Origin of the sequence: Rhodanobacter sp. K2T2, from assembly GCF_013408815.1 — a bacterium.
In the GTDB taxonomy this organism is placed as follows: domain Bacteria; phylum Pseudomonadota; class Gammaproteobacteria; order Xanthomonadales; family Rhodanobacteraceae; genus Rhodanobacter.
Map to the genome: position 1 here is coordinate 25,848 of NZ_JACCCA010000003.1, position 26,704 is coordinate 52,551.

Sequence of the window (26,704 nt, forward strand, 5' to 3'; positions counted from 1 at the left end):
CAAGCCACTCCCTGACCGGAGTGGCTTTTTTTCAGCGTGATTCGACAGCCATCTGAGCCATGTCCTCAGCCCCGTGACGGACGCGACTGGATGGCAACGACGCAAACCACACGCCGTAGGCGGGCAGATGCATCTGCCGGTTTTGCAGTTCGCCGCGCGCGAGGCCGTGGCCAAGCATTTCCACCGATTCAGCTGCCTGCGGCAGTTCGAGCTCCACCGGCGCATCGGCCAAATTGAATACCGCCAACACGGTCTTGCCCTGGAAACTGCGCGTGAAGGCCAGCACCGGTTCGGCGGTTTCGATGAAGCGGATATCGCCCCAGCGCAGCGCCGGATGCGACCGGCGCCAGTGCATGAAGGCGCGAAAGCCGTGCAGCGTCGAATGCGGGTCGCTTTCCTGGCGGATCACGGCCAGTGCGCGATGCTGTTCCGGTACGGGCAGCCATGGCGTGCCTCGGCTGAAGCCGGCGTGCTCACCTTCGTCCCACGGCATCGGCGTGCGGCAGCCGTCGCGGCCTTTGAACTGAGGCCAGAAGGCGATGCCGTAAGGATCCCGCAGCGACTCGTACGACAGCTCGGCTTCGGTCAGACCCAACTCTTCGCCCTGATACACGCAGACCGAACCACGCAACGAACAAACCATCGCGGTCAGCAGATTGGCCAGAGCCCCCGCCGGCCTGCCCTTGCCCCAACGCGACAGCACTCGTTCCACGTCGTGGTTGGAGATCGCCCAGCATGGCCAGCCCTGGGTCATCTTCGCTTCGAGCCGCTGCACCGTATCGCGGATATAAGTAGCGCTGAAATCTTCGGTCAGCAGTTCGAAGCTGTAGCCCATGTGCAAGCGATGCGGCTGGGTGTATTCGGCCATGGTGGCGAGCGAATCCTCCGAGGAAATTTCGCCCAGCGCCGCGACGTCCGTATAGCCGTCCATCAGCGCACGCAGCTCGCCTAGAAACGCGAGATTCTCCGGCTGCGTATTGTTGTAGTAGTGATACTGAAACGCGTAGGGGTTGTCCGGACTGAAACCGCGGCCCACGCGCTTGTCCTTCGGCTTGGGCGGGTTGTCCCGCAGCTGACGATCGTGAAAGCAGAAGTTGATGGCATCCAACCGCACACCGTCCACGCCCCTGTCCAACCAGAACCGCACGCTGTCGAGTATCGCCCCGCGCACTTGCGGATTATGAAAATTCAAATCCGGCTGCGCGGCAAGGAAGTTGTGCAGGTAATACTGACCTCGCCGCGGCTCCCACTGCCAGGCCGAGCCACCGAACAGCGACAGCCAGTTGTTGGGCGGGCTGCCATCGTCGCGTGCGTCGGCCCACACGTACCAGTCGGCCTTGGCGTTGTCGCGGCTCTCTCGGCTTTCGTGAAACCATGCGTGCTCTACCGAGGTATGGCTGAGCACCTGATCGATCATCACCTTCAGGCCAAGCCCGTGCGCTTTGGTCAGCAGCCGATCGAAATCCGCCAGCGTGCCGAACAAGGGATCGACGTCGCGGTAATCGGCAATGTCGTAGCCAAAGTCGGCCATCGGCGATTTGAAAAACGGCGAAATCCAGATTGCGTCCACGCCAAGGCTGGCGACATAGTCGAGCCGCTCGACAATGCCCGGCAGATCGCCGACGCCGTCGCCGTTGGTGTCGAGAAAACTGCGCGGATAGATCTGGTAGATGACGGCACCGCGCCACCAGCTTGCGTCGGACATTGAACGAAACCCCATGACATGAGCCGTCCGTGCCACGCGGGCGCTCGTCGGCGAATGGCAGCAGCTTAGCGGCAGGCTCGTGGCATCACGCAGAGGTCTGCATACGTATTCATTCGTGCTGCAATTGCGTTACATCGGTCGATAGAGGCTGCCCAAAAGCATCCGACCGCCGGCTTCAAACTGGCGAAACATTGTTTCATCACAACGATTTGCATGCGCATAGCGGCGTGCGGAATACAGCGCGAGCGTCACATGCTGCACCGCGATGGGCGACGGGGTGCCGCCGTGATGAATACGTATGCAGAAACTGGTGAGTGCCGGAACGTCGGCCCTACCATGCCGGCACGCCGCTGGGATCACCGACCAGCGCCGCCTGCCACCGCCGTCAACAAGGCCTGGGGCAGCAAGCGCCCAAGCACCAACACATTTTCGTGGGGAGACGAGAACATGCTACTGAAACGCAACGTAATGGCTGTGGCGCTGATATCGGCCGGGCTGTTCATCACCGCCACTGCCTACGCGGCGCCGGGCGATAGCGCGACCAAGCCGGGTAGTACCGCTTCGGTCGATACGTCGGCATCGCCCGCGGCCACAGCGCAAGACGACACCACCGACACCAAGGCCAGCGCCGCCAAAAAAGCCAAGGACGATAGCGACGCCGCCAGCCCCAGCGAAAAGAAGAAGCTGGCCAAGAGCCTGTCGGCGATCACCGTGACCGGCTTCAGCAGCAGCATCGAAAAGTCGATCGACTACCAGCGCTACGCCGACAACATCCAGAACGTGGTCACTGCCGCAGATATCGGCGGCTTGCCCGACCAGTCGATCGCCGATGCGTTGACCCGTCTGCCGGGCGTCGCCGCCGAGCGCATCTCGGGACAGGCATCGCAGATCAACGTGCGCGGCCTCGACGGCAACTTTGTGCTGACCACCTTGAACGGCCGCGTGCAGCCGTCGACCAGCGGCAGCAACTACACCGACTTCGATCAGTATCCGTCCGAGCTGATCAACATGGCGACGGTCTACAAGTCGTCGCAGGCTTCGTTGGTCGAAGGCGGCGTCGGCGCCACCATCGACATGGGCACCGCCAATCCGCTGGAAAACACGAAGGAACAGTCGCTCAACATCGATGCGCGCGGCAGCTACGACGGTCAGGCGCACGACGTGACCGGCGCCAACTCGCTGGGATATCGCCTCAGTGCCGCATGGCAGGGCAAGTTCTTGAACGACACGCTGGGCGTGGGTCTCGGCTTTGCGCAACTGTATCAGCCGCATGTGTCGGAGCAGTTCGTGGGCGAGTCGTACGATTCTTCGCCGTTCACCGGTCAGGCGAGCGCGGGATCGCTGGCCAATCAGGCCGGAAAGACAACCGTAGTCGGCGCCGCCGGCCAGAACGTCTATGTGCCCGACGGCATCCAGCTGCAGCAGAACGGCGGCGAAGAGAAGCGTACTGGCTATCTGAGCACCATTGTGTGGAAACCGACCGATCACCTGCAGATCGCCGGCGACAGCTTTTTCTCCAAGTTCAACAACAGCTCGTTCGGCTACGGTTTCCGCTCGCAGCAGTTCGACTATGGCAACACCTTGATCACCAATCCCGTACTCGGCGCGAACGGTTCGCTGCTCGGCGCCACAGTCAGCAGCAACGCCAACGGCGCGCAGGGCAATCAGTTTTCCAACGAGACCACGCTGGACAACTACACCAAGATCACCAATGTATTTTCCGGTGGGTTGAACCTGAAATGGAACGATGGCCCCTGGCACGTCGATATGGACGCCTCGCTGTCGCACGCCTCCAGCAACCAGATCAACGTCGATGCCACCGCCGATCCGTACAACAACCTCGGCACGGCCAATCCGACCCTGGCCGCACAGTCCGTCACGTATCGGTTGAACGGCAGCCAGGTGGGTACGGCGAGCTTTGCCAACCCAGGCATGTACACCAATCTCAACGATATGGCTCTATCGCGCTACGGCGTGTATCCGTACGTGTATCACGATCGCGAAAAGGCATTCCGCACCAGCGTGAAATACGACTTTCTCAATAACCCGGTCGTCTCTGCGCTCGAGGCTGGCGTCTATCTGGATAACCACACGTACCAAGCCGATCGCAGCGTATACGCCTACGGCTCGGAATGGAACGTATCGCCAGTGGCAGGTGAACCGCCGCTGAGGCTCAACAGCAATAACGCCACGCCCACCTGCTGGCAGGGCAAGTTCGGCGCTTTCCCGTGCTTCCTGCAGCTCAACGGACCGGCGATTCTCGCGGCCAATGGCATTACCAATATCAATCCGGTGAAAGACTGGAACAACAGCTGGACGGAAATTCAAAGCGGTTCGGTCAACGAAAAATCACGCGATCTTTTTGTGATGGCGGATATCGACACCCAAGTGTTCGATCATCAGCTGACCGGTAACGTCGGCGTCCGCGTCGCCCGCTTCTCACAATACAGCGACGGCATCCAGCCGGTCGCTGCGGGCACCGGCGATCCGATCACCGACGGCTATGGCGTGGTCAATCGCGATTACCACTATGTCGACGTCGGTAAGACCTATACCGATTACCTGCCTTCGCTGAATCTCGCCTACCACCTCACCGACAGCGATCAGATGCGCTTCTCGGCAGGCAAGGTGCTGTCGCATCCGCCCATCGAGACGATGCTGGCCGGTGCCGGCTCATACATCACCAACAACAACACCTACAACATTTACGGCAGTACCAGCCCGTATCTCAATCCGCTGCGTGCCCGGCAGTACGATCTGACCTACGAGCATTATTTCGACGATTCCACCGGCGTGTTCGTGGCCGATGCGTTCTTCAAGCACATCGACTCGTTCGTGCAGACCATTACCTACAGCAACTTCGATTTCTCCACGATCGGCATTGTCGTACCGACGGATCCGGCCACCGGCAAACCGTATCTCAATGGCGATTATCAGACCTCCTACAATGCCAAGGGCGGCGATCTGCGCGGCGTCGAGCTGGATTACCAGAAGACGCATATCCTGCCTGGCGTCCTGTCCGGCCTCGGCATACAGCTGAATTACGCCTACACGCAAAACTCGACCAAGGCGGAATCGACACTGGGCGGCGCACCGCAGGAACAAGGGCTGCCCGGCTATTCGCGCAAGGTCGCCAGCGCCGCCTTGTTCTATGACCTCGGGCCCTTCTCGGCACGCATCTCCGGCAACTACCGCTCGTCGTTCGTGTCCAACTCGCAGATCGCGGTGACCAATCAAGTCGTGTACTTCGCGCCGGAAACCGTTTTCGATTTCCAGGCCTCGTACAAGGTCAACAAGGACTTCAGCCTGGTCTATCAACTGCTCAACCTGACCAATCAGCCGACGCGTACCTACTTCGGCAATTCGCAGGAGACCGGCACGATCCAGTATTTCGGTCGCACGTCGTATTTTGGCTTCAATCTCACGTTCTAACGTCGGGCGCGCCGGCCATCGCCCTCACGGTGGCCGGCCATGCTTTCTCCGCCGATCCAGAGGCATGGCTTCGGGGTCGGCTTTTTCTTTCTCGTGGACGCAAAATAGCCGCGATGCTTTCGGGATACGGTATGTCGAGAACACTTCCCCTTTTGAGCCGCGCCATCGCACTCGGATTTCTAGGCTCGCTGCTGAGTCTGTCCGTCGGCGCACAGGCGCCATCAACCGCGCCACATGCGTCGGACACGGCCATGGCGCCTTCGGGCGTTTACTACGAAATCTTTGTACGAGCATTCGCCGACAGCAACGGCGACGGCATCGGCGATCTCAACGGCATCACAGGCAAGCTCGATTATCTGAAGTCGCTCGGCGTCAGCGGCCTGTGGCTGACGCCGATCAATCCCTCGCCGAGTTATCACGGCTACGACGTCACCGACTATTACGGCATCAATAAGCAGTTCGGTACGGCAGCGGATTTTCAGAAGCTGCTCGACGAGGCGCACAAGCGCGGTATTGCGGTGATCATCGACTTGGTGATCAACCACACCAGCGATCAGCATCCGTGGTTCCAGTCCGCAGTGGACCCGAAGAATCCGAAGCACGACTGGTACAACTGGTCGAACGCGCACACCGACCTCAAGGCCATCAGTGCCACGGATACGCCGGCGTGGCATGCGCTGGGCGACCAGCATTATCTGGGCACGTTCACCCGTGCCATGCCCGACCTCGACTACGACACGCCCGCGGTGCGCCAGGAAATGATCAAGCTCGGGCGCTACTGGCTCGGCAAGGGCGTCGACGGCTTCCGGCTCGATGCCGCGCAGCACATCTACTTCGACCTGAAGTCGCAACGGAACGATCCGAAGATTCTGGCCAAGAACATCACCTGGTGGTCGGACTTTCGCCACGGCCTCGATACCGTCAAACCCGATGCGTATGTGGTCGGCGAAGTGACGCGCGATAATCCGCAGGAGATCGCGCCCTATTTCAAGCCGCTCAGTGCGGCCTTCGATTTTCCGCTGGCCACGCAGTTGATCGAAAGCGCCAAGAGCGAACGCGCGGGTAATCTCGGCGCGCTGCTGGCTCGCACCGAAGCGGCGTATCGCCAAGTGACCGGCAAGTCAGGCGTCGATGCGCCGTTCCTTTCCAATCACGATCAGAACCGGGTAATGAGCCAGCTCGACGGCAGCGCGCAGCATATGCGTATGGCCGCAGCGATGCTGCTGACCCTGCCCGGCCATCCCTTCATCTACTACGGTGAAGAGCTTGGCATGCGCGGACAGAAGCCTGACGAAAATATCCGCGAGCCGATGCGCTGGCATCGCGACGATCATGGCGCCGATGAAACGCACTGGAAAACCTTCAGTGCGGGCGACGGTCCCGAGGTGTCGGTCGATGCCGAACAGGCCGATGCCAATTCCCTGCTGCACTACTACACCATCCTTATCGGCTGGCGTCGCCAGATCGGCGCCCTGCGCGACGGCACGCTGAGCGCATGGTCGCCATCCAATCCGCAGATCGCCGCCTGGCAGCTCAGCGATGCGCAAAGCCGTGTGCTCGTCGTACACAACCTATCGGGCGAGACGCAGACGGTCGACGTATCGCATGCTCTCGGACACCGCTTCGACACGCTGCAGGAAAAAAGTCGTCAAGACATTGCGCTTGCTCAGGGAAAGCTGCAGCTACCGCCGTACAGCAGCGCCATCGTGCGCTGAGCGCTTCGACAGGTCGATGCAAAAAGGCCTCTTCCGTTTGGAAGAGGCCTTTTATTTCTGCGCGAAGCGTTTCGAAAGCGAGGTTATTCCAACCCTCTTACAAACTCGCCGAGAACGTCACGAAAAACTGCCGCGGTGCGATCGGGTAAGTATTGTAGGTACCCGAGGCGGCGCCGACCACCACTTCGTACGCGCCCTTCTTCTGTAGCAGGTTGCTGACGTTCAAGCTGATTTTGGCATCGTGCAGGATGCCCAGCGTGCCCGGTATTGCGTAACTGGCCTGCGCGCTGAGCAGGAAGTAGCTCGGCACCGACAAATCGTTGGTATAGGTCGCATAGACCTTGCCGACGTAGTCGCCCACCAGCTGACCGCTGATCGCGCCGTAGTTCGCGCTGAAAATGAACTTGTTCAGCCACTCCGGGCTGCCCGGCACGTTCTTGCCCGAGGTCGGCACCACGGTAGTGCCGCTGAGGTAGTTGTCGTTGTACTGCGACTGGTTGTACGACAGGGCGTCGTAGAAACTCAGGTGATCGCCGAAATGCAGCGTACCGGCAATATCCACGCCGTTGGTGGTGACGCTGCCGACGTTGGCGATGATCGGCGCGCCGCCGACGATGGATGAAATCACCGGGGTCGGGCTGATCGACAGCAGGCGGTTAGAGAAGTCGACGTGGTAGACGCTGACCTGGCCATCGATACCGCTCACCGGCCCAAGATTGAAATCATGCTGCGTACGCAGCCCGAGTTCTTCCGTCCACGCGGTTTCCGGCGACACCGTCTGCTTGAACTGATTGAACGCGGCCTGGCTACCCAAGCTCCACGGCGACAGTCCGCCCGCACCGTAGGTGATGAACTGGCGCGTGTTTTTCTGCACGTTGGCGAACAGCTGATCCTGAGCGGTGATATCCCAGGTCGCGCCAATCTGCGGCAAAAATTTCTGCCGCGTGTCGATGGTACCCGCCGGCAGCTGCGTCACGCCCACGGTCGAACCCGGCAGCGGCTGGGTCGGCACGCGGCCGGTGGCGAACTGGAAGCTGGACTTGAAGCCTGCCGACAGCGTGATCTCCGGCGTGATGAACCACTGATCGGACACGTACGGCTGCACGACCTGCGTGCGGTTCTCGACGTTGTACTGTGTGATCAGCGGCGTCAGATCGTCATTCGGCCGCTGATACGGCGAGGTGGGGTCGTTGACGTCCAGCGCATACCAGCGGCGGTATTGGCCCGAGCGGTTCAACTCGTACCAAATGCCGGCGTCGAGCTGGTTGTTGCCGGCCACCCAATCCACGCTGGAGAGAAAGCCGGTGCGGTTGATCTGGTACTCGGTGGTACGCGTGGCATAGCCCGAATTGCCGAACACCTGCTTGAGGTTCTGACCCGGGTAGTAAACGCTGAAAAGTGCCGGCAGCCCCGCCACCTGGATCGGGCCGGCCACCACGCCGACGCCGTCGTTGTGGTGGAAGTAGACCTGGTTGCTCCAGGTTACGCCGTCGCTGATCTTCCAGTCGTACTTGGCGTACGTCAGATAGTCGGTACGCTGAGCGTCGCTGTAATAGTTGCGATAATTGTTGCCGGCCGACGCGGGCGGTGCGCCATTGGCGCCCAGATACGCCAGCGCGTACGGAAAATTCGGATAGGTAAAGGCACGCGTATACGGCAGCACCGTGCCCTGACCCGCCGCGGTGCCGTGATAGACACTGTCCTCGTTCGGCTCGACCTTGTCCGAGTAGTCGGCGAAAAAAGTGAACTTGCCGTTGCTGTCGTCGTGCACGAACTTGCCGTCGGCCTGCACGCCGCGCTGATGGCCGGCGAAATCCCACGCACGCTGATCCTGGTTGACGAACGAGGCATACGCCGAATTGCCGTTGCCGAATTCGCCGGTGTCGTAGCGCAGGTAGCTGCGCGTGGTCGAATAGCTGCCGAAGGTCTGTGCAAACTTGAGGCCGGAAGTCTTGGACGGATCGCTGGAGACCGTGGTCACCGTGCCGCCGAGATTCGAGGTCGACGCTGTGGATAGATCGCCCGCGCCCGAGGCCAGCGTCACCGAGCCCACGTCTTCGCTGATCACCGCGCGCTGCGGCGACAGGCCGTTGTAGTTGCCGTACTGCTGGTCGCCCAGCGGCACGCCGTCCATCGTGTACCCGAGCTGCTGCGTGCTGAAACCGTGCACGAACAGCTGCGTGTTCTGCTCGTTGTTGCCCCACGGATCGGCAGTGAGATACAGCACGCCGGGCAGGGTCTGAATCGCCTTCAGCGGGCTGGCGCCCGGCTGGATTTTCTGTATCTCCTTACCGGTCAGCGACACCGCCGAGCGCGTACTCTTGGCGCTCACCACCACCGAGTCGAGATCCTTGGGCGAAGCACTGGCGCTCGAAGCAGGGCTGTCCTGTGGCGCCGCCGGCGCTGGCGCGGTATTCGCTTCGCTGCCAGTGACGGTGCTCGACGACGTCGTGACGTCAGCGGCCATGGCGCCATGGCTGGCCAAGGTCGCCGCGATGGCAGCGACCAACAGACGAACACGATAAGGCCGCACGGTGATACGTGCGGAAGGGCAATACGACATTTTCAGCCTCCCAATGATGCGGCCGGCACACGCCAGGGCCGCCACAAACGCCGATGTTGAAGCACGACGCAACTTATTGCGGCAATGCTAGGCAATCGGCATGTCATTGCGATTGGTTTGACGTTACAGAACGACGTCACCCGCTCGGCGAAAGCTTCGCGCGTATCAGCCGCGGGCTGACCATCGGCACGGTGAGCATGGTGCTGGCCACCGCCATCAGCAGCAGCGCGGTAAAGGTGGCGCCGGTAATCAGATGACGATCCAGCAGGATGTTGACGAAAATGATCATGATCAGCGCCTTGGTCTGCAGCAGCCAGCCGACGATCCACGCATCGCCCTTCGGCCAGCCTAGCCAGCGGCCGGCCAGATGGATGCCGGCCAACTTGCCGGCCACGGCGGCGACCAACAGCACCGCCGCGGCGATAAATACCGCGCCTCCCCCGACCGTCCAGTTGGTGCGCAGCCCGGTCGAGAGAAAAAACACCGGCATCACCACCAGCAGCACGTGCTTGCGCAGCAGGTCCATATGGTCTTGGTTGAACCACTCGCGATCGATCACCGCCCCCGACAGAAACGCGCCGACCATGAAGTGCAGGCCCGCGCGATCGGCGGCAAAGCCGCAGGCGGCCAGCCAGATCAGGCCGACGTACCAGCGATCGGACTCGGGTATCCGCTGCATCAGCCTACGGAACAGCCACGCGGTCGGCGCAAACAGCAGCAGAAACAGCAACTGCAGCCCGACCCGATGCCAGTCGAGCAGGATCAGCGCCAGCACGCCCCAGATCGCCAGATCGTCCAGACTCGCATAGCGCAGCACGCGCTGACCCAACGGCGCGCGCATGATCTGAAGCTTCTCCATCAGCAGCAGCAGGATCGGCAGCGCGGTCACCGCGCAGGCCATGCCGACGCCCAGCAGAAACTGCCAGGGCGCGGCGGCCTCGCCGATAAACCCCGTGCGCCACGCCAGCAGCCCGGCAGCCGCCAGGCTCCCAAAAATGAGCGGTACGCCCAGTGCCAGGCCGGCGGTAATGCCGCACTCGCGCCGCTGCAGCCAGACCTGCTTCAGATCGAGCTCGATGCCGGCAATCCACACGAATACCATCACCGCCCACCACGCGATGCCGTTGAGCGCCTGGATCACCGGCGGGCTGAAGACGGTGGCGTAGTAGTCGGGGAATGCCGCGCCGAGAATGCCCGGCCCCAGCACGATGCCGGTAACGATCTGCACCACCACCAGCGGCGCGTAGTAATCCGTGCGGCCCAGCCGCCAGATCAGGTACGGCACGCTGAAGATGATCGTCATGGCGATCAGGAAAATATCCGTGCTGTTCATTAGCTCTACCCGCTTGCCCCGGCTGGTGCACTATCGCGACGATCGTAGCGGATTTTCCTGCGCCGGCCGTTGGCATGCGTCCAAGCGATCAGGGGGCGCCCATAACGACACATCACAATGGTCTACTCACACGAGGGCCGTTAAGGTAGACACATCGAGTCGGCTTTCAGCACTTTACTGGCGCCGGTCAACGGCCTAGGCCCCGATCGCAACGCGTAGAAAATCTTCACTCATGGCAGGTGTCACAAGCCCGCCAACAACACTATCGAGATCCCATGTCGATCCATGTTGCCCTGACCCATATCACACATTACCGCTACGACAGGCTGGTGAAACTGGGGCCGCAGGTGGTTCGCCTGCGGCCTGCACCGCACAGCCGCACGCCGATCCTCAGCTACTCGCTGAAGGTCGAGCCGGCCGGTCATTTCGTGAACTGGCAGCAGGACCCACAGGCCAACTGGCTGGCGCGGCTGGTGTTCCCCGAGCCCACGCGCGAGCTGCGCATCGAGGTCGACCTGGTCGCCGAGCTGTCGGTGATCAACCCGTTCGACTTTTTTCTCGAGCCGTACGCCGAAACCATTCCCTTCGCATACGACGCGGAACAGGGTGAGGAGCTGGCGCCGTATCTGAAAAAACTGCCGATGACGCCGCTGTTCGAACGCTACCTGGCCAAGATCCCGCGCGAGCCGCTGCGCAGCGTGGACTTCCTGGTCATGATCAACCAGCTGGTGCAGGGCGACGTCAGCTACCTGATCCGCATGGAGCCAGGCGTGCAGACGCCGGAAGAAACGCTGACCAACGGTTCGGGCTCGTGCCGCGACTCGGCCTGGCTGCTGGTGCAGCTGCTGCGCCATCTCGGGCTGGCCGCGCGCTTCGTCTCCGGTTACCTGATCCAGCTGGTGCCCGACGTCAAATCATTGGACGGCCCATCCGGCACCACGGTCGACTTCACCGACCTGCATGCCTGGTGCGAGGTCTATCTGCCCGGCGCGGGCTGGATCGGTCTGGACCCGACTTCGGGCCTGTTCGCCGGTGAAGGACATATCCCGCTGGCCGCGACCCCGGAGCCCTCCTCGGCCGCGCCGATCAGCGGCGGTGTGGACGAAAGCGAGGTCGAGTTCGAACACGTCATGCGGATCGAGCGCGTGTGGGAAGCGCCGCGCGTCACCAAGCCGTATACCGAAGACCAGTGGCAGACGATCGAGGCGCTCGGCCATCGCATCGACGAGGATATGCAAAAGCTCGACGTGCGCCTGACCATGGGCGGCGAGCCGACCTTCGTGGCGATGGACGACCCCGACGGCGCCGAGTGGAACATCGCCGCGCTGGGCCCGACCAAGCGCAAGCTGGCCGGCGAACTGTTCCACAAGCTGCGAGCCAAGTACGCGCCCCACGGCCTCGTGCATTTCGGCCAGGGTAAGTGGTACCCGGGCGAACAACTGCCGCGCTGGTCGCTCAACTGCTTCTGGCGCCGCGACGGCGAGCCGCTGTGGAGCGATCCGTCGCTGCACGCCGACGAGCGCAAGCCGGGCAGCGCCGATGCCGCGCTGGCCGAACGCTTTCTGCACGGCGTGGCGAAAACGCTGGGCGTGCAGGCCGGCCACGTATTCCCCGCGTACGAAGATGCGTTCTATTACCTCTGGCGCGAGCGCCAGCTCCCGGTCAACGTCGATCCGCACGATGCCAAGCTGGACGATGCGCTGGAGCGCAAGCGGCTGGCCAAAGTCTTCGGCCAGGGCCTGGATAAAGTCGTCGGCCACGTACTGCCGGTGTCGCGCAGCAGTGACGGCAGCTGGAAAAGCGGCTCGTGGTACCTGCGCAGCGAGCGCTGCTATCTGGTGCCGGGCGACTCCCCCTTGGGCTATCGCCTGCCGCTGGATTCGCAGCCGTGGGTGCGCAAGATCGATTTCCCGTTTGTCATACCGCCCGATCCCTCGCGCCCGGTGCTGAAGCTGCCCAGCGCCGACGCGCTGAAGAAACAGCTGCAGCCGATCGAGAGCGGCGTCGCTCTGAACGGGCATGTCACTACTGCCGAGGAGGTCCCGCCGGCAGTCGGCGAATCGGCCGACAACATCGCCCGCCGCGCGCTGTGCGCCGAGGCGCGCGACGGCATCCTGTATCTGTTCATGCCGCCGACCGACGAAGTGGACGATTACATCGCGCTGGTGGCCGCGATCGAAGCGACTGCATCCGCTTTGAAAACGCCGGTGATCCTGGAGGGCTACGAGCCGCCGCGCGACCCGCGCATCAACCAGTTCCGCGTCACGCCGGACCCGGGCGTCATCGAGGTGAACATTCATCCGGCCACCGGCTGGGACGAGCTGGTCGAGCGCACCACGCACCTGTACGACACGGCGCGCGAAACGCGATTGATCACCGAAAAGTTCATGCTCGACGGCCGCCACACCGGCACCGGCGGCGGCAACCACTTCACCCTCGGCGCGGCGCAGACGCTGGACTCGCCGTTCCTGCGCCGGCCCGATCTGCTGCGAAGCCTGATTTCGTACTGGAACAATCATCCGTCGCTGTCGTTCCTGTTCTCCGGCCTGTTCATCGGCCCGACCAGCCAGGCGCCGCGCATCGACGAAGCGCGCAACGACTCGATCTACGAGCTGGAAATCGCCTTCCGCCAGATGCCCTCGCCCGGCGGCGATATCGAACCAGACTCTATCGAACCCTGGGTCGTCGATCGACTGCTGCGCAATCTGCTGATCGACGTCACCGGCAACACGCATCGCGCCGAGTTCTGCATCGACAAGCTGTACTCGCCCGACAGCGCCACCGGCCGCCTGGGCCTGCTGGAGATGCGCGCCTTCGAAATGCCGCCGCACGCGCGCATGTCGCTGGCGCAGCAGCTGCTGATCCGCGCGCTGATCGCACGCTTCTGGAAAACACCCTACGAACCGCCGCGCCTGATGCGCTGGGGCACCGAACTGCACGACCGCTTCATGCTGCCGCATTTCGTCAAGCAGGACCTGGCCGACGTGCTCGAGGAAACGCGCATTGCCGGTTATCCCATCGAGCTGGACTGGTTCGCGCCGCACGTCGAATTCCGCTTCCCCAAGGTCGGCGATTTCGCCAGCCTTGGCGTGGACGTCGAACTGCGTCACGCGCTGGAGCCGTGGCACGTGCTCGGCGAAGAAGGTTCGGCCGGCGGCAACGTGCGCTACGTCGACGCCTCGGTCGAACGCATGCAGGTCAAGGTGCGTGGCATGGCCGGCGATCGCTATGTGATTACCTGCAACGGCCGCGCCCTGCCGCTGGCGCCCACCGGCGACGTCGGTGAATTCGTCGCCGGCGTGCGCTACAAGGCGTGGCAGCCGCCGACCAGCCTGCATCCCACCCTCCCCGCCGACGCCCCGCTGGTGTTCGACCTGGTCGACACCTGGATGGACCGCAGCATGGGCGGCTGCCAGTACCACGTTGCGCATCCGGGCGGCCGCAGCTACGACGATTTCCCGGTCAACGCCTACGCCGCCGAAAGCCGCCGCCTCAGCCGCTTCTTCCGCCTCGGACACACCCCGGGCCGTATTGGCACACAGCCGGCGGAGCGCAATCCGAATTTCCCGTTTACGCTAGACCTTCGACGTTAGAAATTCTTCGAACACAGCTTTGGGTCGATTGAGGCATCGACAGCTAAGATCGACAGCTAATAAGAATGAGTTTAAGCAGCCAGTCTTCAAGACTCGAAGGCTTATACCGGCGTCCCTTATGCTTGATGCCATGACACCCATCACGCTCGGACTGCTTTTTATCGCCGGCCTCTGGGCCGGATCCCAGAACGCACTCGCAGGTGGTGGGTCGTTCATCACGATTCCCGCGTTGATGCTTGCGGGGCTCGATGCACGGTCCGCGAATATCACCTCGTCGGTCGCGCTGTATCCGGGACAGGTAGTCACCGGATTGGCTGGCCGGCGGCTTATCGAGGATGCCGAGACACTCTCGTTCAAGATGATGTGCGTGCTCGGTGCCAGCGGTGGCCTGATCGGCGCACTGCTCCTGCTGTGGACGCCGAGCGACCTGTTCAAATCCATGCTGCCGTGGCTGATCCTGTTCGCCACCTGCCTGTTTGCGTGGTCCGCCTTCGGGCGCCGCACGACGGAAAAGCGCAAGCCGATACCCACGGCCGCGGCCGTTTTCCTGCAGAGCGCAATATCGATATACGGCGGCTATTTCGGCGGCGGCATCGGCTTTATGACGGTAGCCTCGCTCGGGCTGATGGGGCTGTCGGCGCGGCCGGCATCGGCGACGAAAAACGCGCTCGCCGCAGTGATCAACACGACCTCGCTGCTGGTCTTCCTGTTTTCCCCTTCGCTGATATGGATACCCGCCCTGCTGCTGGGCGCAGGCGCCATTCTGGGCGGCCTGGTGGGCGCATGGGTGCTTCGACGAGTACCGGAAAAGCTGCTGCGCGTTCTTATTGTGATCATCGGCATCGTGCTGACTGTTGGCTTGTTCATAACCCAGTAGCGGGAGTCGATGGCCCCAGGGAGCGAAAATCCGCGGCGACGATGGGAGTGCGATGTTGGGGCTCGCTGACGCTCATCCCAACCTGCGAGGATTCGCGCATGCACGGCGCTGATGGAATCCGAGCTGCCACATCAGGTCGTGTTTCTTTAGACTGTCGGATATACGTTTCCTTCACGGCTCCGATGATCACCGACGCTTACCAGCCGCATCGCGATCGCTATGACGAGATGCTCGACGCCAACGGCATGCCGCGGCAGCACTGGCGACCCCTGTTGACGCACTTGCGCGAGACGTCGGTGGTGCAGATTCGCCAGCGGCAGGAGTTTGTGCGCAGCCAGGTGCTGGAAAACGGCGTGACGTACAACATGTACGCGTCGACTCAGGGCGCGGCGCGGCCGTGGGATCTGGATCCGCTGCCGCTGCTGCTGCCAGCCAGCGAATGGTCGGAGCTTGCCACCGCCGTGGCGCAGCGTGCGCGATTGTTGGATGCGGTGCTGGCTGACCTTTACGGCCCGCAAGCGCTGCTGGCCGAGGGGCTGATTCCGCCGGCGACGGTGTACGGGCATCCGGATTTTCTGTGGCCGTGCCGCGGGCTCCAGCCGCCGGGCGGGCGCTTTCTGCATCTGTACGCGGTGGACTTGGCGCGGTCGGCCGATGGCCAGTGGTGGGTGATCGGCGATCGGGCGCAGGCGCCGTCGGGCGCGGGCTACGCGCTGGAGAATCGGCTGATCGTGTCGCGCGCCTTTCCCGAACTCTTTCGTGACTTGAAAGTGCAGCACCTCGCCGAGTTTTTCCGCGCGCTGCGCCAGAACCTGACCCAGCACGCGCCGCACGACGCCGGCGAAACGCCGCTGACCGTGCTGCTGACGCCCGGCCCGTACAACGAAACCTATTTCGAGCACGCCTACCTCGCGCGTTATCTCGGCTTTCCGCTGGTGGAAGGCCAGGATCTCACCGTACGCGGCGAGACGGTGTATCTGAAGACCCTGACCGGCCTGCAGCGCGTGCATGCGATTCTGCGCCGGCTCGACGACGACTACTGCGACCCGCTGGAGCTGCGCGGCGATTCCGCCCTGGGCGTTCCCGGTCTGCTGCAGGTGGCGCGCGCAGGACGCGTGCTGATCGCCAACGCGCCGGGCAGCGGCCTGGTCGAATCGGGTGCGATCGCCGCGTTTCTGCCGCGCGTGTGCGAACGCCTGCTCGGCGAATCGCTGGCGATGCCGGCGGTGGCGAGCTGGTGGTGCGGCGAACCGGCCGCGCTGGAGTACGTGATCGCGCATCTGGACGAACTGGTGATCAAGCCGGCCTACCCGTCGACCACGCACCGACCGATGCTCGGTCGCGATATGCGCGGCAAGGCGCGCGCCGCGCTGATTCTGCGCCTGCGCAAACAGCCGCGCGCCTGGGTGGCGCAGGAGATGGTGCGGCTGTCGCAGGTACCAGTGATCTCGCAAGAGCATCATCTGGCGGCGCGGCCGGTCGGCCTGCGCGTTTACGCCACGGCGAATACCGACGGTGGCTATACCGTGATGCCCGGCGGTCTGGCCCGCGTGGCCGGCACGCCGGTGGCGCAGATGATCAGCATGCAGCGCGGCGGCGGCAGCAAGGACACCTGGGTACTTTCCGACGTGCCGGTGAGCCGCTTCAGCCTGCTGGCCAACACCATCACCGCGAAAGAGCTGGTGCGCAGCCCGTCCAATCTTTCGTCGCGACTGGTGGAAAATCTGTTCTGGTTCGGCCGCTATACCAGCCGCTGCGACGACAGCGCGCGCCTGTTGCGCATCACGCTCACGCGCTATGCCGACACCAGCGCCATGCCGGCGCGCGAATCGGCGCTGGTGCTGTGCAAGGGACTGAATCTGTTTGCGCCGGTGGAGAAGGACGAGCCCGAGCCCAAACCCGACGACGCGATATGGACGGCCATTTGCGATGCCAGGCGCGTAGAGAGCCTGACCGCCAACCTGCGTCACCTGGCCTGGACCGGCACCCAGATCCGCGAGCATCTGTCGCTGGACAACTGGCTGATGCTCAACCAGCTGCCGCTTCCGCCGACAATGGATGCGCGCAAAAAAGCGGGACTCAGCGCTGCCCTGGAGTATCTGGACAACAGCCTGATTCTCGGCGTGGGCCTGTCGGGTTTCGCGATGGACGGCATGACGCGCGACAACGGCTGGCGCTTTCTGATGATAGGCCGTCATCTGGAGCGGCTGGCCTTTATGGCATCGGCCAGCGCCTGTTTTCTGCATCACGGCGTCGATCAAGGCTGGCACAGCCTGGACTGGCTGCTCGAAGTGGCCGACAGCTCCATCACCTATCGCAGCCGCTATCGCGCGCAGCCCGAGCTGCTGCCGGTGCTCGACCTGGTGGTGTTCGACGATAGCAATCCGCACGGCGTGGTATTCCAGCTGCGCCAGCTGCTGATCCATCTGGGCGAACTATCCGCCGATCTCGGCGGCGATCACTACGCGCTGGCGGACGAGCTGCTGGCGGTGCTGCAGGAATACACCGGCTTCGAGCTGTCCACGCTGGAGCAACCGGATGAGTCGGTCTTGCTGGCCCTGGCGACACTGCTTGGCAACACCGCCCGCGCGGCGCGCGAGCTTTCCGACGTGCTTGCCGCCCGCCACTTCACCCATGTCGGCGAGCGCAGCCGGCAAACGCTGGCCGCCTGAGAAAGTGGCACGGCGATAGCCTGCTATCGTTCGCACATGGCACGTTACAGAGTTACCCACGACACGCATTACCGGTACGACGCGCCGGTGGCTTTGTCGCGTCAGCTGCTGCACCTGACGCCGCGCGAGCTGACGCGCCAGCAGTGCCTGGATCATCGGCGCCAGATCATCCCCGAGCCGAGCTTTCAACGGGAACACGACGATGCTTTCGGCAATGCCTCGGCGATGCTCGCGTTCGAGGCACCGCACGACGAACTGTGGGTACGCACCGAAAGCGTCGTCGAGGTGTTTTCGCCCGACCCGGCCAGCTTCGCCGATACGCCGGCGTGGGAAACCGTGCGCAACCGCCTGCAATACCACGCCGGCGACTCGCCCTCGCCGGTCACGCTGGCCGCGCTGCAATACCGCTTCGGCTCGCCGTATGGGCGGATCAAACGCCGCTTCGCCAACTATGCGGCGGACTGCTTCCCACCCGGTCGATCGCTGCTGGACAGCGTGCTCGCGTTGAACGCAAAGATCCATCGCGACTTCGCCTTCGACCCCGAAGCCACCACCGTCGCCACGCCCGTGGCCGATGTGCTGACGCGCCGGCGCGGCGTGTGCCAGGACTTCGCCCATGTGATGGTGTCGTGCCTGCGCTCGATCGGTCTGGCTGCGCGCTACGTCAGCGGCTACATCCTCACCACGCCGCCGCCCGGCCAGGAACGACTGATCGGCGCCGACGCTTCGCATGCCTGGGTGTCGGTGTGGTGCCCGGGCGAGGACGAAGACCGCTGGATCGACGCCGATCCCACCAACAATCTGCTGCCCGGCAGCCAGCACGTGACGCTGGCCTGGGGCCGCGACTTCGGCGACGTGTCGCCGCTGCGCGGCGTGATTCTCGGCGGCGGCGAGCAGGAATTGAAAGTGAGCGTCACCATGCTGCCGCTGGACGAGCTGCCGCTGAATAACGCCACCAGCGATGCGCTGGCGCAGTGGCAAAAACAGTGCTGACTACACGGGCTTCACCCGCGTTTCGCCGTCATGCCGCACCTCTCGCGGTGGCGCGGCATGACGGCGCTGACCAAGCTCAAAAGTGTTAAACGGGTCGATCGATGCAGCCCGCGCCACGATTCACTTCCAGCATGCGTGCGCATCGACAGAATGACGGTTCGAAGGTGCGCAAAGGCGCGGCCAGGGGGTTTGCGAAGGTCATGAAAACGTTCCACTGCAATAGCTGCAACCAGCAGGTGTTTTTCGAAAACGTATTGTGCGAGCGCTGCGGCCACATGCTGGGCTACGTCTACGATCTGGACGACGTGACCGCGTTCGAACCGGACGACAACGGCTTCTGGCGCAGCCTGGATGCACGCAGCAACGGCCGCAGCTACAAGCAGTGCCAGAATTATATCGCCGAGCACGTGTGCAACCGGATGATTCCTACGGACGATCCCGAATCGCTGTGCAAATCGTGCCGGCTCACGCTCACCATTCCCACGCTGTCGTCCGACGAAAATCGCGAATATTGGTACAAGCTCGAGCGCGCCAAGCGCCGCCTGCTGTATACGCTCACGCACCTCGACCTGCCGATCGAATCGCGCGAGGAGAATCCGGAAACCGGGCTCGCCTTCGAGTTTCTGGAAAACCAGCTGGGCGAGCCGCCGGTGCATACCGGCCACTCCGACGGATTGATCACGCTGAACATCGCCGAGGCGGACGACGGCTATCGCGAAAAAACCCGCACGCGCCTGCACGAACCCTATCGCACCCTGCTAGGCCACTTTCGCCACGAGATCGGCCACTACTACTTCATGCGCCTGATGCAGGAAGGGCCGCTGATGGACGAGTGCCGTGCGATCTTCGGCGACGAACGCGTGGACTACGGCGAAGAAATCAAGCGTCACTACCAGGAAGGGCCGCCGGCGAACTGGGAATCGTCCTACATCAGCGCCTACGCCACTATGCACCCGTTCGAGGATTGGGCGGAAACCTGGGCACATTACATGCACATGGTCGACACGCTGGAAACCGCCAGTGCCTGCGGCCTGATGCTGGCACCGTCCAACCCCAGCGAACCGTCGCTGCAGGTCGAGCCGGTGGACATCGTGACGCGCTCCTTCAGCGAAATGATCGAGCGCTGGTTCCCGCTGACCTACGTGCTGAACAGTCTCAACCGCAGCATGGGTACGCCGGACGGCTACCCGTTCGCACTGGCGCCGCCGGTGATCGACAAACTGCGTTTCATCCATAAAGTGATACGCACGCAGGGCAATGTGCCGGCATCGACGCCGAATAGCCCGGCATTGCAACGTACTTGATGCGGCAACATCGCACGTCGGCATCCGATGGTTGACCACCGGACGCCGATGCAGCCCCAGACCGCACATCTCACAGCACGCATGAATACGTATGCAGCGCCGCGCTCCGGCTCGACGGCGGGCCTACCATGGCCGCTTCCAGCAAAAGGGACGGGCGATGGTCGATCGGAAAAGTTACAGGCGCGTTTTGCTGCATGGTCAGGCAACCGCGCCGATGCGCCGCCAAAGCAACGCCGCGCTGGCATCGCTGCTGGCAATGGCCTTGCTGGCCGCCACACAAGTGCGCGCTGGATCATCCGACGCAGCGCCTGCGCTCTCGACACCCTGCAGTAACTGCCTGCGTATCCCGGTTGATCACGGGCAGCTGACGATCGCGCTGGTCGAAGCAAATACCGTGCGCGTGCAGTTTCGCGCAGAACGGACCGCCGGAACCAGCGCGCCAGCAGGTGGGGTCGATTCGCTGATGCTGGATCCTGCCTGGCAACCGGCCGTGCTGCCGAATGTACGACAGCTGGAAACGGCCTCCACGCGGGAACTCGACGCGTCCGACGTCCACGTGATCTGGGACAAGGCCCAGCGCGAGCTGCGCATCGAGGATGCCGCGCATCGTCTGCTGCTGCGCCAGCACGACCTCGCCTCGCTGGCGCAGGGCAAGCTGCAGCTCACCCACGATGCGGCCGATGCGATGTACGGCATCGGCGGCTATAACGCGATTGAAAGTGCTTCGGCAGGACTCCTGCGGCAGGGCCACCAGCTCGCCACCGCCGGCGCGCAGGGACACGCCGGCGCGCCCTTCGTCTGGAGCACGGCGGGTTACGGGCTGCTAGTGAATAGCCAGGGCGTCAGCTTCGTTCTCGCCGACGCGCATATGGACGTCCAGACGCCCGTCGGCAATATCGATTATTTCATCCTGCTGGGACGGCCAACCGAGATCTTCGGCACGATCGCACGGCTCAGCGGCCATACGCCGCTGTTTCCGAAATGGGCGATGGGCTTTACCAACAGCCAGTGGAACATCGACCAGAAGGAGCTGCTATCGATCATCGACACCTACCGTCGCAAGCACATCCCGATCGACAACTTCACCCTCGACTTCGACTGGAAGGCCTGGGGCGAGGACGACTACGGCGAATTCCGCTGGAACCCGGTGAAATTTCCCGACGGCCCCAGCGGCAAGCTGAAGTCGCTGCTCGATCAGCGCGGCATGCACCTCACCGGCATCATGAAGCCACGCGTGCACGTCGATACGGTCGAAGGGCGTTACGCCACATCGCACGACCTGTGGCTGGCCGATACAGCGACCAGCGACGACTATTTCTCGCACAAGCCGGTGCGCGTCATCGACTTCGACAAGGCTGCCGCACGCGCCTGGTTTTTCAACGACGCGCTGAAGCATTCCTTCGATACCGGCATCGTCGGCTGGTGGAACGACGAGGCCGACGACAGCGGCGGCGACAGCCAGTTTCTCAATATGCAGCGTGCGCTCTACGACGGCCAGCGCGCGTATTCGGACCAGCGCGTGTGGTCGGTCAACCGCAATTTCTGGCTGGGCTCGCAGCGCTATGCCTACGGCCTGTGGTCGGGCGATATCGCCACTGGCTTTGCCAGCATGGCCGGCCAGCGCGCGCGCATGCTCAGTGCGGTCGACGTGGGCGCGATGCAGTGGGGCATGGACGGCGGCGGCTTCACCCATGGCCACCCGTCGAACGAGAACTATGCGCGCTGGGTCGAGTTCGGCGCGTTCACGCCGATCTTCCGCGTGCACGGCGATTTCAACGAAAAGCGCCAGCCATGGCTTTACGGCAGCGACGCCGAGGCGGCAGCCACCGACGCGATCCGCCTGCGCTACGCGCTGATCCCGTACATCTACAGCTATGAATACGCGCGCCACATCGACGGCGTCGGCCTGGTGCGTCCGCTGGCCTTCGACTGGCCGCGCGACCCGCAGGTGCGCAACGACGTTGACGCCTGGCTGTTCGGCGACAGCCTGCTGGTGTCGCCCGTGGTGATCGAGGGGCAGACGTCCAAGGATATCTACTTGCCGGCCGGCACCTGGACCGACTGGTTTAGCGGCAAGGCCTACCGCGGCGGCCAGCGTGTGCGCATCGCGATCGACAGCGTGCGCTGGCACGACATCCCGCTGTTCATCCGCCAAGGCGCAATCATCCCGACGCAGCCGGTGATGGATTACGTCGGCCAGCGACCGCTCACCCAGCTTGATGTCGACATGTTTCCCGACGACCGGCGCACCACGTTCGATTATTACGACGACGACGGCAGCACCTACGCCTACGAACACGGTGTGTCGTTCCGCCAGTCGCTGGCCCTGCAGCGACAAAACAACGCCGTGCACGTCGAGATCGGCGCTGTGGTCGGCAGCTGCACGCCGGCGCTGGCGTTCTATCTGCTGAAGATCCACCGCGGCTCAGCCAGCGCGGTGAACCGCGAAAGCGCCGCCCTGCCCTCGTTCGACAGTCTCGATGCGCTCGTCAAAGCAGGCGGCGAAGGATGGTCGAGCGGGCACGATCGCTATGGCGCGGTGACGTATGTGCGGGTGAAGGCGGCCGTGGCGCAGGACGTTGTGCTGTCGCTGGCGCGCTGAGGCGATGATTCAGTCAGCCCGCCCTGCAGCAGACGCTTCGACGCCGCTGTCGATGAATACGTATGCAGCCGCTGGTTGCTGCATTGCGACGCTGATTACCATGGCGCCCTGCGTCCCGCCATCACGGCGAGGCACGGCGACATCACGCGGCGGGGAGCCATCGATGACATCACGCACCAGCCACCGGCTGCACACCTTGGCAGCATGCTGAGCCTGCTGCTCACGGCGGCGCTGGCAGCCGGTGCTGCCACCCCGACTCCGCAGTGGCAGGACGGCCTCGACTGGCACGGCGTGCATGTCGCGATGACACTCGGCGCGCAGGGCGGTTACACGCTGGCATGGCCATACGGCCAGCGCGCGATCGCCGCGCAGGCGATGCGGGTCGACACGGCCAGCACGCTGTTCAACGGCCTTTTCGCGATGGCGCAGGACGATCTCGCCCAGGATTCGGTCAGCGCGATCCGCGACGACGCCTTCGATCACGGCCAGCCGATTCCCTGCCAGTGTTTCGAGACCGGGCTGAAGTGGCCCTACGTGTGGACGCGCGATCTGTCGTACGCGGTCGATCTGGGCCTGTGGCGTTTCGATCCCGCGCGCTCGCGCAACGGCCTGCAGTTCAAGCTGTCCGAGGTGCGGTTGCCAGCAGGCGCGGCCGCCAGCCAAAGTATGGTGATGCAGGACACCGGCTCCGGCGGCAGCTGGCCGATCAGCACCGATCGCGTGGTGTGGTTTCTCGGCGCGCGCCACCTGCTGGATGACCCGGCGTTTGCGGCGCGGGTGTACCCCGCGCTGCGCCACACGCTGGCGCAGAATCGCACCTATGCATTCGATGAGCGCTTCGGGCTTTATCGCGGCGAGACCTCGTTCCTGGACTGGCGCGAACAGAGTTATCCCGCGTGGACGCAGAACAACGTGGTCGCGATCGCTCAGTCGTTCGCGCTGTCGACCAATGTGCTGCATTACGGCGCCTTGCAGATGGCGACCGCGCTGGCGTTATCGCATGGTGATCCCAGTGCTGCGGCGGACTATCGCGCGCAGGCGGCGGCGCTGAAATCGACGATCAACGCGCGCTTCTGGCGCGACGATCGCCATCTGTACATGAGCTATATCGGCGGCGACGGCACGCCCTACGACAGCTACGATCTGCTCGGCATCGCGCTGGCCATCACCAGCGGCGTGGCCGAGGGCGATCGCGCGCGGCAGGCGCTGGCCAGCTATCCGACCTGGCCGGCCGGCAGCCCGGTGATCTGGCCCGAGCGTATCGATCAGCCGATCTATCACAATCGCGCGATCTGGCCCTTCGTCAGCGCCTATGCGTTGCGCGCGGCGCGCCGCGTCGACGATCCCGCGCGCATCGCGCACGAGCTGCAGTCGATCATGCGCGGCGCGGCGCTGTACGGCTCCAATATGGAAAACTACGAGCTGCTGACCCAGGGCCAGCACCTCGACGACGGCCCGCTCAGCGGGCCGGTCGTTAATTCGCCGCGTCAGCTGTGGTCGGTCGCGGCGTATCTGGCTGCCGTCACCGAAGGCGTGTTTGGGCTAAACGACGATGGCCGCATCGAACCGAAGCTGCCGACTTCGCTGGTGCCGATGCTGTTCGGCGCACGACGCACCATCACGCTGATCTTGCCAAAGCAGACCGTCACGCTGCAGCTGCCTTCCACGCTGGGCGACGGCAATCTGCTGGTTGCCGATCACGCCAGCACGTCGGGTACGACGACACTCGTCACGTTGAAAGCGATCCGCGTCACGGACGAGGCCTTGCGTACCGATGCGCCGCTGTACGCGCCGGTGGGGCCGGATGCACCGGTCGTGACGAGCGTGGCCGATGGTTGGCGCTTGCAGGTCGATGGCAAGGAGACGATCTATCTCAACGGCGGGCGGATGCAATCGATCGATGAAACAACGATCGTCGCGAAGCAACCCGGCCTGCAATGTTTCAGCGCCACGCGCGTCGATACACACGGCCTCGAATCCCTGCAAAGCCCGGCGACATGCGTTGGCGATACCGCAAAAATCGGCGGCGCATGGCCGCGCCAGTGGACAGCCACCACGAGCGGCCACTATCGCGTGTGGCTGAGCTACGCCAACGATCACGGGCCGATAAACACAGGCATTACTGCGGCGGTAAAGATGCTGATCGTGCAGTGCGGCGACGAAGACGCCCAGCGCGTGCCGCTGGTGATGCCGCACAGCCTCGGCGAGCAGGCCTCCACCTATGGCGAGTTCACCGCCAAAGCCGGCAATCATTGCAGCTTCAATCTCGACGACGGCTTCAACATGAGCTATCTCGCTCACTTCGCGCATTACACCGGCGGCGCCGGCGGTGATAGCGGGCCGTTGAACGACGCCAATATCCACGAATTGCAGATCGCTCTGCTCGCACCCGGAAACATCCCACCATGAATGCCAAACCCACGTTGTCGTTCTGGCAGATCTGGAACATGTGCTTCGGCTTTCTCGGCATCCAGTTCGGCTTTGCGCTGCAGAACGCCAACGTCAGCCGCATCTTTCAGACGCTCGGCGCCAACGTCGACGATATTCCGGTGCTATGGATTGCCGCGCCGCTGACCGGCCTGATCGTGCAGCCGATCATCGGCTACTGCTCCGACCGCACCTGGAACCGCTTCGGTCGCCGCCGCCCGTATTTTTTTGCCGGCGCCGTGCTGGCCACGCTGGCCTTGCTGGCGATGCCCAACGCGCCCGTACTGTGGGTGGCTGCCGGCCTGCTGTGGATCATGGACGCCTCGTTCAATATCTCGATGGAGCCGTTCCGCGCCTTTGTCGGTGATCAGCTACCGCCCTCGCAGCGCGCACTGGGCTACTCGATGCAAAGCGTCTTTATCGGCGTGGGCGCGGTGGTGGCCTCGTTCCTGCCGTACCTGCTGACGCGTTGGGGCGTGGCCAACACCGCGGCACCGGGCGAGCTGCCGCACACGGTGAAGTTCGCTTTCTATATCGGCGGCGCCGTGCTGCTGGGCGCCATGCTGTGGACGGTGCTGCGCACGCGCGAATACCCGCCCGAGCAGCTACAGTCCTTCGACGAACCGGCGCTGCCCAACGAACCGACGAATGCTTCCGGCGCCTGGAAGCCCGGCGCACTGTTTCTCGCGCTGGGCGCGCTGATGCTGTTCCTGATCAGCCACTTTGCGCTGGCCAAGGAGCTCTATCTTCTGGCCGGCGGGCTAATCCTGTTCGGACTGCTGTTTGTCTGGCTGACGCTGACCCACAGCACGGGGCCGCTACGTCAGATCATGGGCGATCTGCACGGTATGCCGCGGCCGATGCGCCGACTCAACTGGGTGCAGTTCTTCTCGTGGTTTGCGATGTTTGCGATGTGGATCAACACCACCTCGGCCGTATCGCAAACGTTCTACGGCAGCAGCGACACCACCTCCGTGGCCTACAACGAAGGCGCTAACTGGGCCGGCGTGCTGATGGGCACCTATAACGGCGTCGGTGTGCTGGCAGCCGTGCTCATTCCCCTGCTGGTGCGGATGCTCGGCATGCGCGTGAGCCACCTGATCAATCTTTGGCTGGGCGGTGCGGGGCTGATCTCGTTCGTATTCATTCGCGATCCGCACTGGCTGCTGGTCTCGATGGTCGGCGTCGGCTTTGCCTGGGCCTCGATTCTCTCGCTGCCTTACGCACTTTTATCGGACAACCTGCCCGCCGCGAAAATGGGCGTCTATATGGGCATCTTCAATTTCTTTATCGTCATTCCACAGCTGCTCGCGGCCAGCGTGCTGGGGGTACTGCTGAAGCTGTTCTTTCACGGCCAGCCGATCTGGGCGCTGGCGCTGGGCGGCGCCAGCCTGATCGTCGCCGGCCTGTGCACGCTGCGCGTGCGCGAGCCATTCGCGGCGAAGCTCACCTGACGGTGACCACGTAGCCGATGCGCGCATTGCCATC

The 26,704-nt window shown here is 63.4% G+C and carries 13 protein-coding genes; 10 read left to right on the plus strand and 3 right to left on the minus strand.

Annotated features, from left to right (window positions below):
* Positions 1–31: 31 nt before the first annotated feature.
* Positions 32–1,705, minus strand: coding sequence for an alpha-glucosidase family protein (locus tag HDE78_RS05850; protein ID WP_179477606.1), 1,674 nt, complete (start codon positions 1,703–1,705; stop codon positions 32–34).
* Positions 1,706–2,152: 447 nt separating this feature from the next.
* Between HDE78_RS05850 and HDE78_RS05855 the strand changes: the two genes are divergently transcribed.
* Together HDE78_RS05855 and HDE78_RS05860 are read left to right on the plus strand one after the other, a co-directional pair.
* Positions 2,153–5,137, plus strand: a complete 2,985-nt coding sequence (locus HDE78_RS05855) for a TonB-dependent receptor (RefSeq protein ID WP_179477607.1) — start codon at positions 2,153–2,155, stop codon at positions 5,135–5,137.
* 131 nt (positions 5,138–5,268) lie between these two features.
* Positions 5,269–6,852 carry an alpha-amylase family glycosyl hydrolase gene (locus tag HDE78_RS05860; protein WP_179477608.1) on the plus strand — a complete coding sequence of 528 codons (1,584 nt, stop codon included), beginning with the start codon at positions 5,269–5,271 and terminating at the stop codon, positions 6,850–6,852.
* A gap of 97 nt (positions 6,853–6,949) precedes the next feature.
* On the opposite strand, the gene HDE78_RS05865 is transcribed toward HDE78_RS05860, so the two are convergent.
* Together HDE78_RS05865 and HDE78_RS05870 are read right to left on the minus strand one after the other, a co-directional pair.
* Positions 6,950–9,415, minus strand: a complete 2,466-nt coding sequence (locus HDE78_RS05865; protein ID WP_179477609.1) for a TonB-dependent receptor — start codon at positions 9,413–9,415, stop codon at positions 6,950–6,952.
* 136 nt (positions 9,416–9,551) lie between these two features.
* On the minus strand, positions 9,552–10,748 hold the full coding sequence (locus HDE78_RS05870; RefSeq protein WP_179477610.1) for a cation:proton antiporter: 1,197 nt from the start codon (positions 10,746–10,748) through the stop codon (positions 9,552–9,554).
* A gap of 275 nt (positions 10,749–11,023) precedes the next feature.
* Between HDE78_RS05870 and HDE78_RS05875 the strand changes: the two genes are divergently transcribed.
* The 8 genes from HDE78_RS05875 (at position 11,024) to HDE78_RS05910 (ending at position 26,670) form a co-directional block, all read left to right on the plus strand.
* Positions 11,024–14,341 (plus strand): transglutaminase family protein, encoded by a 3,318-nt coding sequence (locus HDE78_RS05875; RefSeq protein WP_179477611.1) that lies wholly within the window; start codon positions 11,024–11,026, stop codon positions 14,339–14,341.
* Between the two features lie 130 nt (positions 14,342–14,471).
* Entirely contained in the window at positions 14,472–15,218 is a 747-nt protein-coding gene (locus tag HDE78_RS05880; protein ID WP_179477612.1) for a sulfite exporter TauE/SafE family protein, read from the plus strand.
* A 182-nt stretch (positions 15,219–15,400) separates the two neighbouring features.
* On the plus strand, positions 15,401–17,890 hold the full coding sequence (locus HDE78_RS05885) for a circularly permuted type 2 ATP-grasp protein (protein WP_179477613.1): 2,490 nt from the start codon (positions 15,401–15,403) through the stop codon (positions 17,888–17,890).
* A gap of 36 nt (positions 17,891–17,926) precedes the next feature.
* Positions 17,927–18,883: a transglutaminase family protein gene (locus HDE78_RS05890; RefSeq protein ID WP_179477614.1), complete on the plus strand. Its 957-nt coding sequence runs from the start codon at positions 17,927–17,929 to the stop codon at positions 18,881–18,883.
* A 200-nt stretch (positions 18,884–19,083) separates the two neighbouring features.
* Positions 19,084–20,187, plus strand: a complete 1,104-nt coding sequence (locus HDE78_RS05895) for a putative zinc-binding peptidase (RefSeq protein ID WP_179477615.1) — start codon at positions 19,084–19,086, stop codon at positions 20,185–20,187.
* A gap of 214 nt (positions 20,188–20,401) precedes the next feature.
* Entirely contained in the window at positions 20,402–22,789 is a 2,388-nt protein-coding gene (locus tag HDE78_RS05900) for a TIM-barrel domain-containing protein (RefSeq protein ID WP_179477616.1), read from the plus strand.
* 204 nt (positions 22,790–22,993) lie between these two features.
* Entirely contained in the window at positions 22,994–25,198 is a 2,205-nt protein-coding gene (locus HDE78_RS05905) for a Six-hairpin glycosidase-like protein (RefSeq protein ID WP_179477617.1), read from the plus strand.
* Complete coding sequence (locus HDE78_RS05910; RefSeq protein ID WP_179477618.1) at positions 25,195–26,670, plus strand: MFS transporter; 1,476 nt, start codon at positions 25,195–25,197, stop codon at positions 26,668–26,670. Before HDE78_RS05905 ends, HDE78_RS05910 begins: the two co-directional genes overlap by 4 nt.
* Positions 26,671–26,704: the final 34 nt, after the last annotated feature.

Coding starts and splice junctions, on each gene's coding strand:
- HDE78_RS05850 (WP_179477606.1), bottom strand. CDS start 1,705: ATGTCCGACGCAAGCTGGTGGCGCGGTGCCGTCATCTACCAGATCTAT.
- HDE78_RS05855 (WP_179477607.1), top strand. CDS start 2,153: ATGCTACTGAAACGCAACGTAATGGCTGTGGCGCTGATATCGGCCGGG.
- HDE78_RS05860 (WP_179477608.1), top strand. CDS start 5,269: ATGTCGAGAACACTTCCCCTTTTGAGCCGCGCCATCGCACTCGGATTT.
- HDE78_RS05865 (WP_179477609.1), bottom strand. CDS start 9,415: ATGTCGTATTGCCCTTCCGCACGTATCACCGTGCGGCCTTATCGTGTT.
- HDE78_RS05870 (WP_179477610.1), bottom strand. CDS start 10,748: ATGAACAGCACGGATATTTTCCTGATCGCCATGACGATCATCTTCAGC.
- HDE78_RS05875 (WP_179477611.1), top strand. CDS start 11,024: ATGTCGATCCATGTTGCCCTGACCCATATCACACATTACCGCTACGAC.
- HDE78_RS05880 (WP_179477612.1), top strand. CDS start 14,472: ATGACACCCATCACGCTCGGACTGCTTTTTATCGCCGGCCTCTGGGCC.
- HDE78_RS05885 (WP_179477613.1), top strand. CDS start 15,401: ATGATCACCGACGCTTACCAGCCGCATCGCGATCGCTATGACGAGATG.
- HDE78_RS05890 (WP_179477614.1), top strand. CDS start 17,927: ATGGCACGTTACAGAGTTACCCACGACACGCATTACCGGTACGACGCG.
- HDE78_RS05895 (WP_179477615.1), top strand. CDS start 19,084: ATGAAAACGTTCCACTGCAATAGCTGCAACCAGCAGGTGTTTTTCGAA.
- HDE78_RS05900 (WP_179477616.1), top strand. CDS start 20,402: ATGCGCCGCCAAAGCAACGCCGCGCTGGCATCGCTGCTGGCAATGGCC.
- HDE78_RS05905 (WP_179477617.1), top strand. CDS start 22,994: ATGCTGAGCCTGCTGCTCACGGCGGCGCTGGCAGCCGGTGCTGCCACC.
- HDE78_RS05910 (WP_179477618.1), top strand. CDS start 25,195: ATGAATGCCAAACCCACGTTGTCGTTCTGGCAGATCTGGAACATGTGC.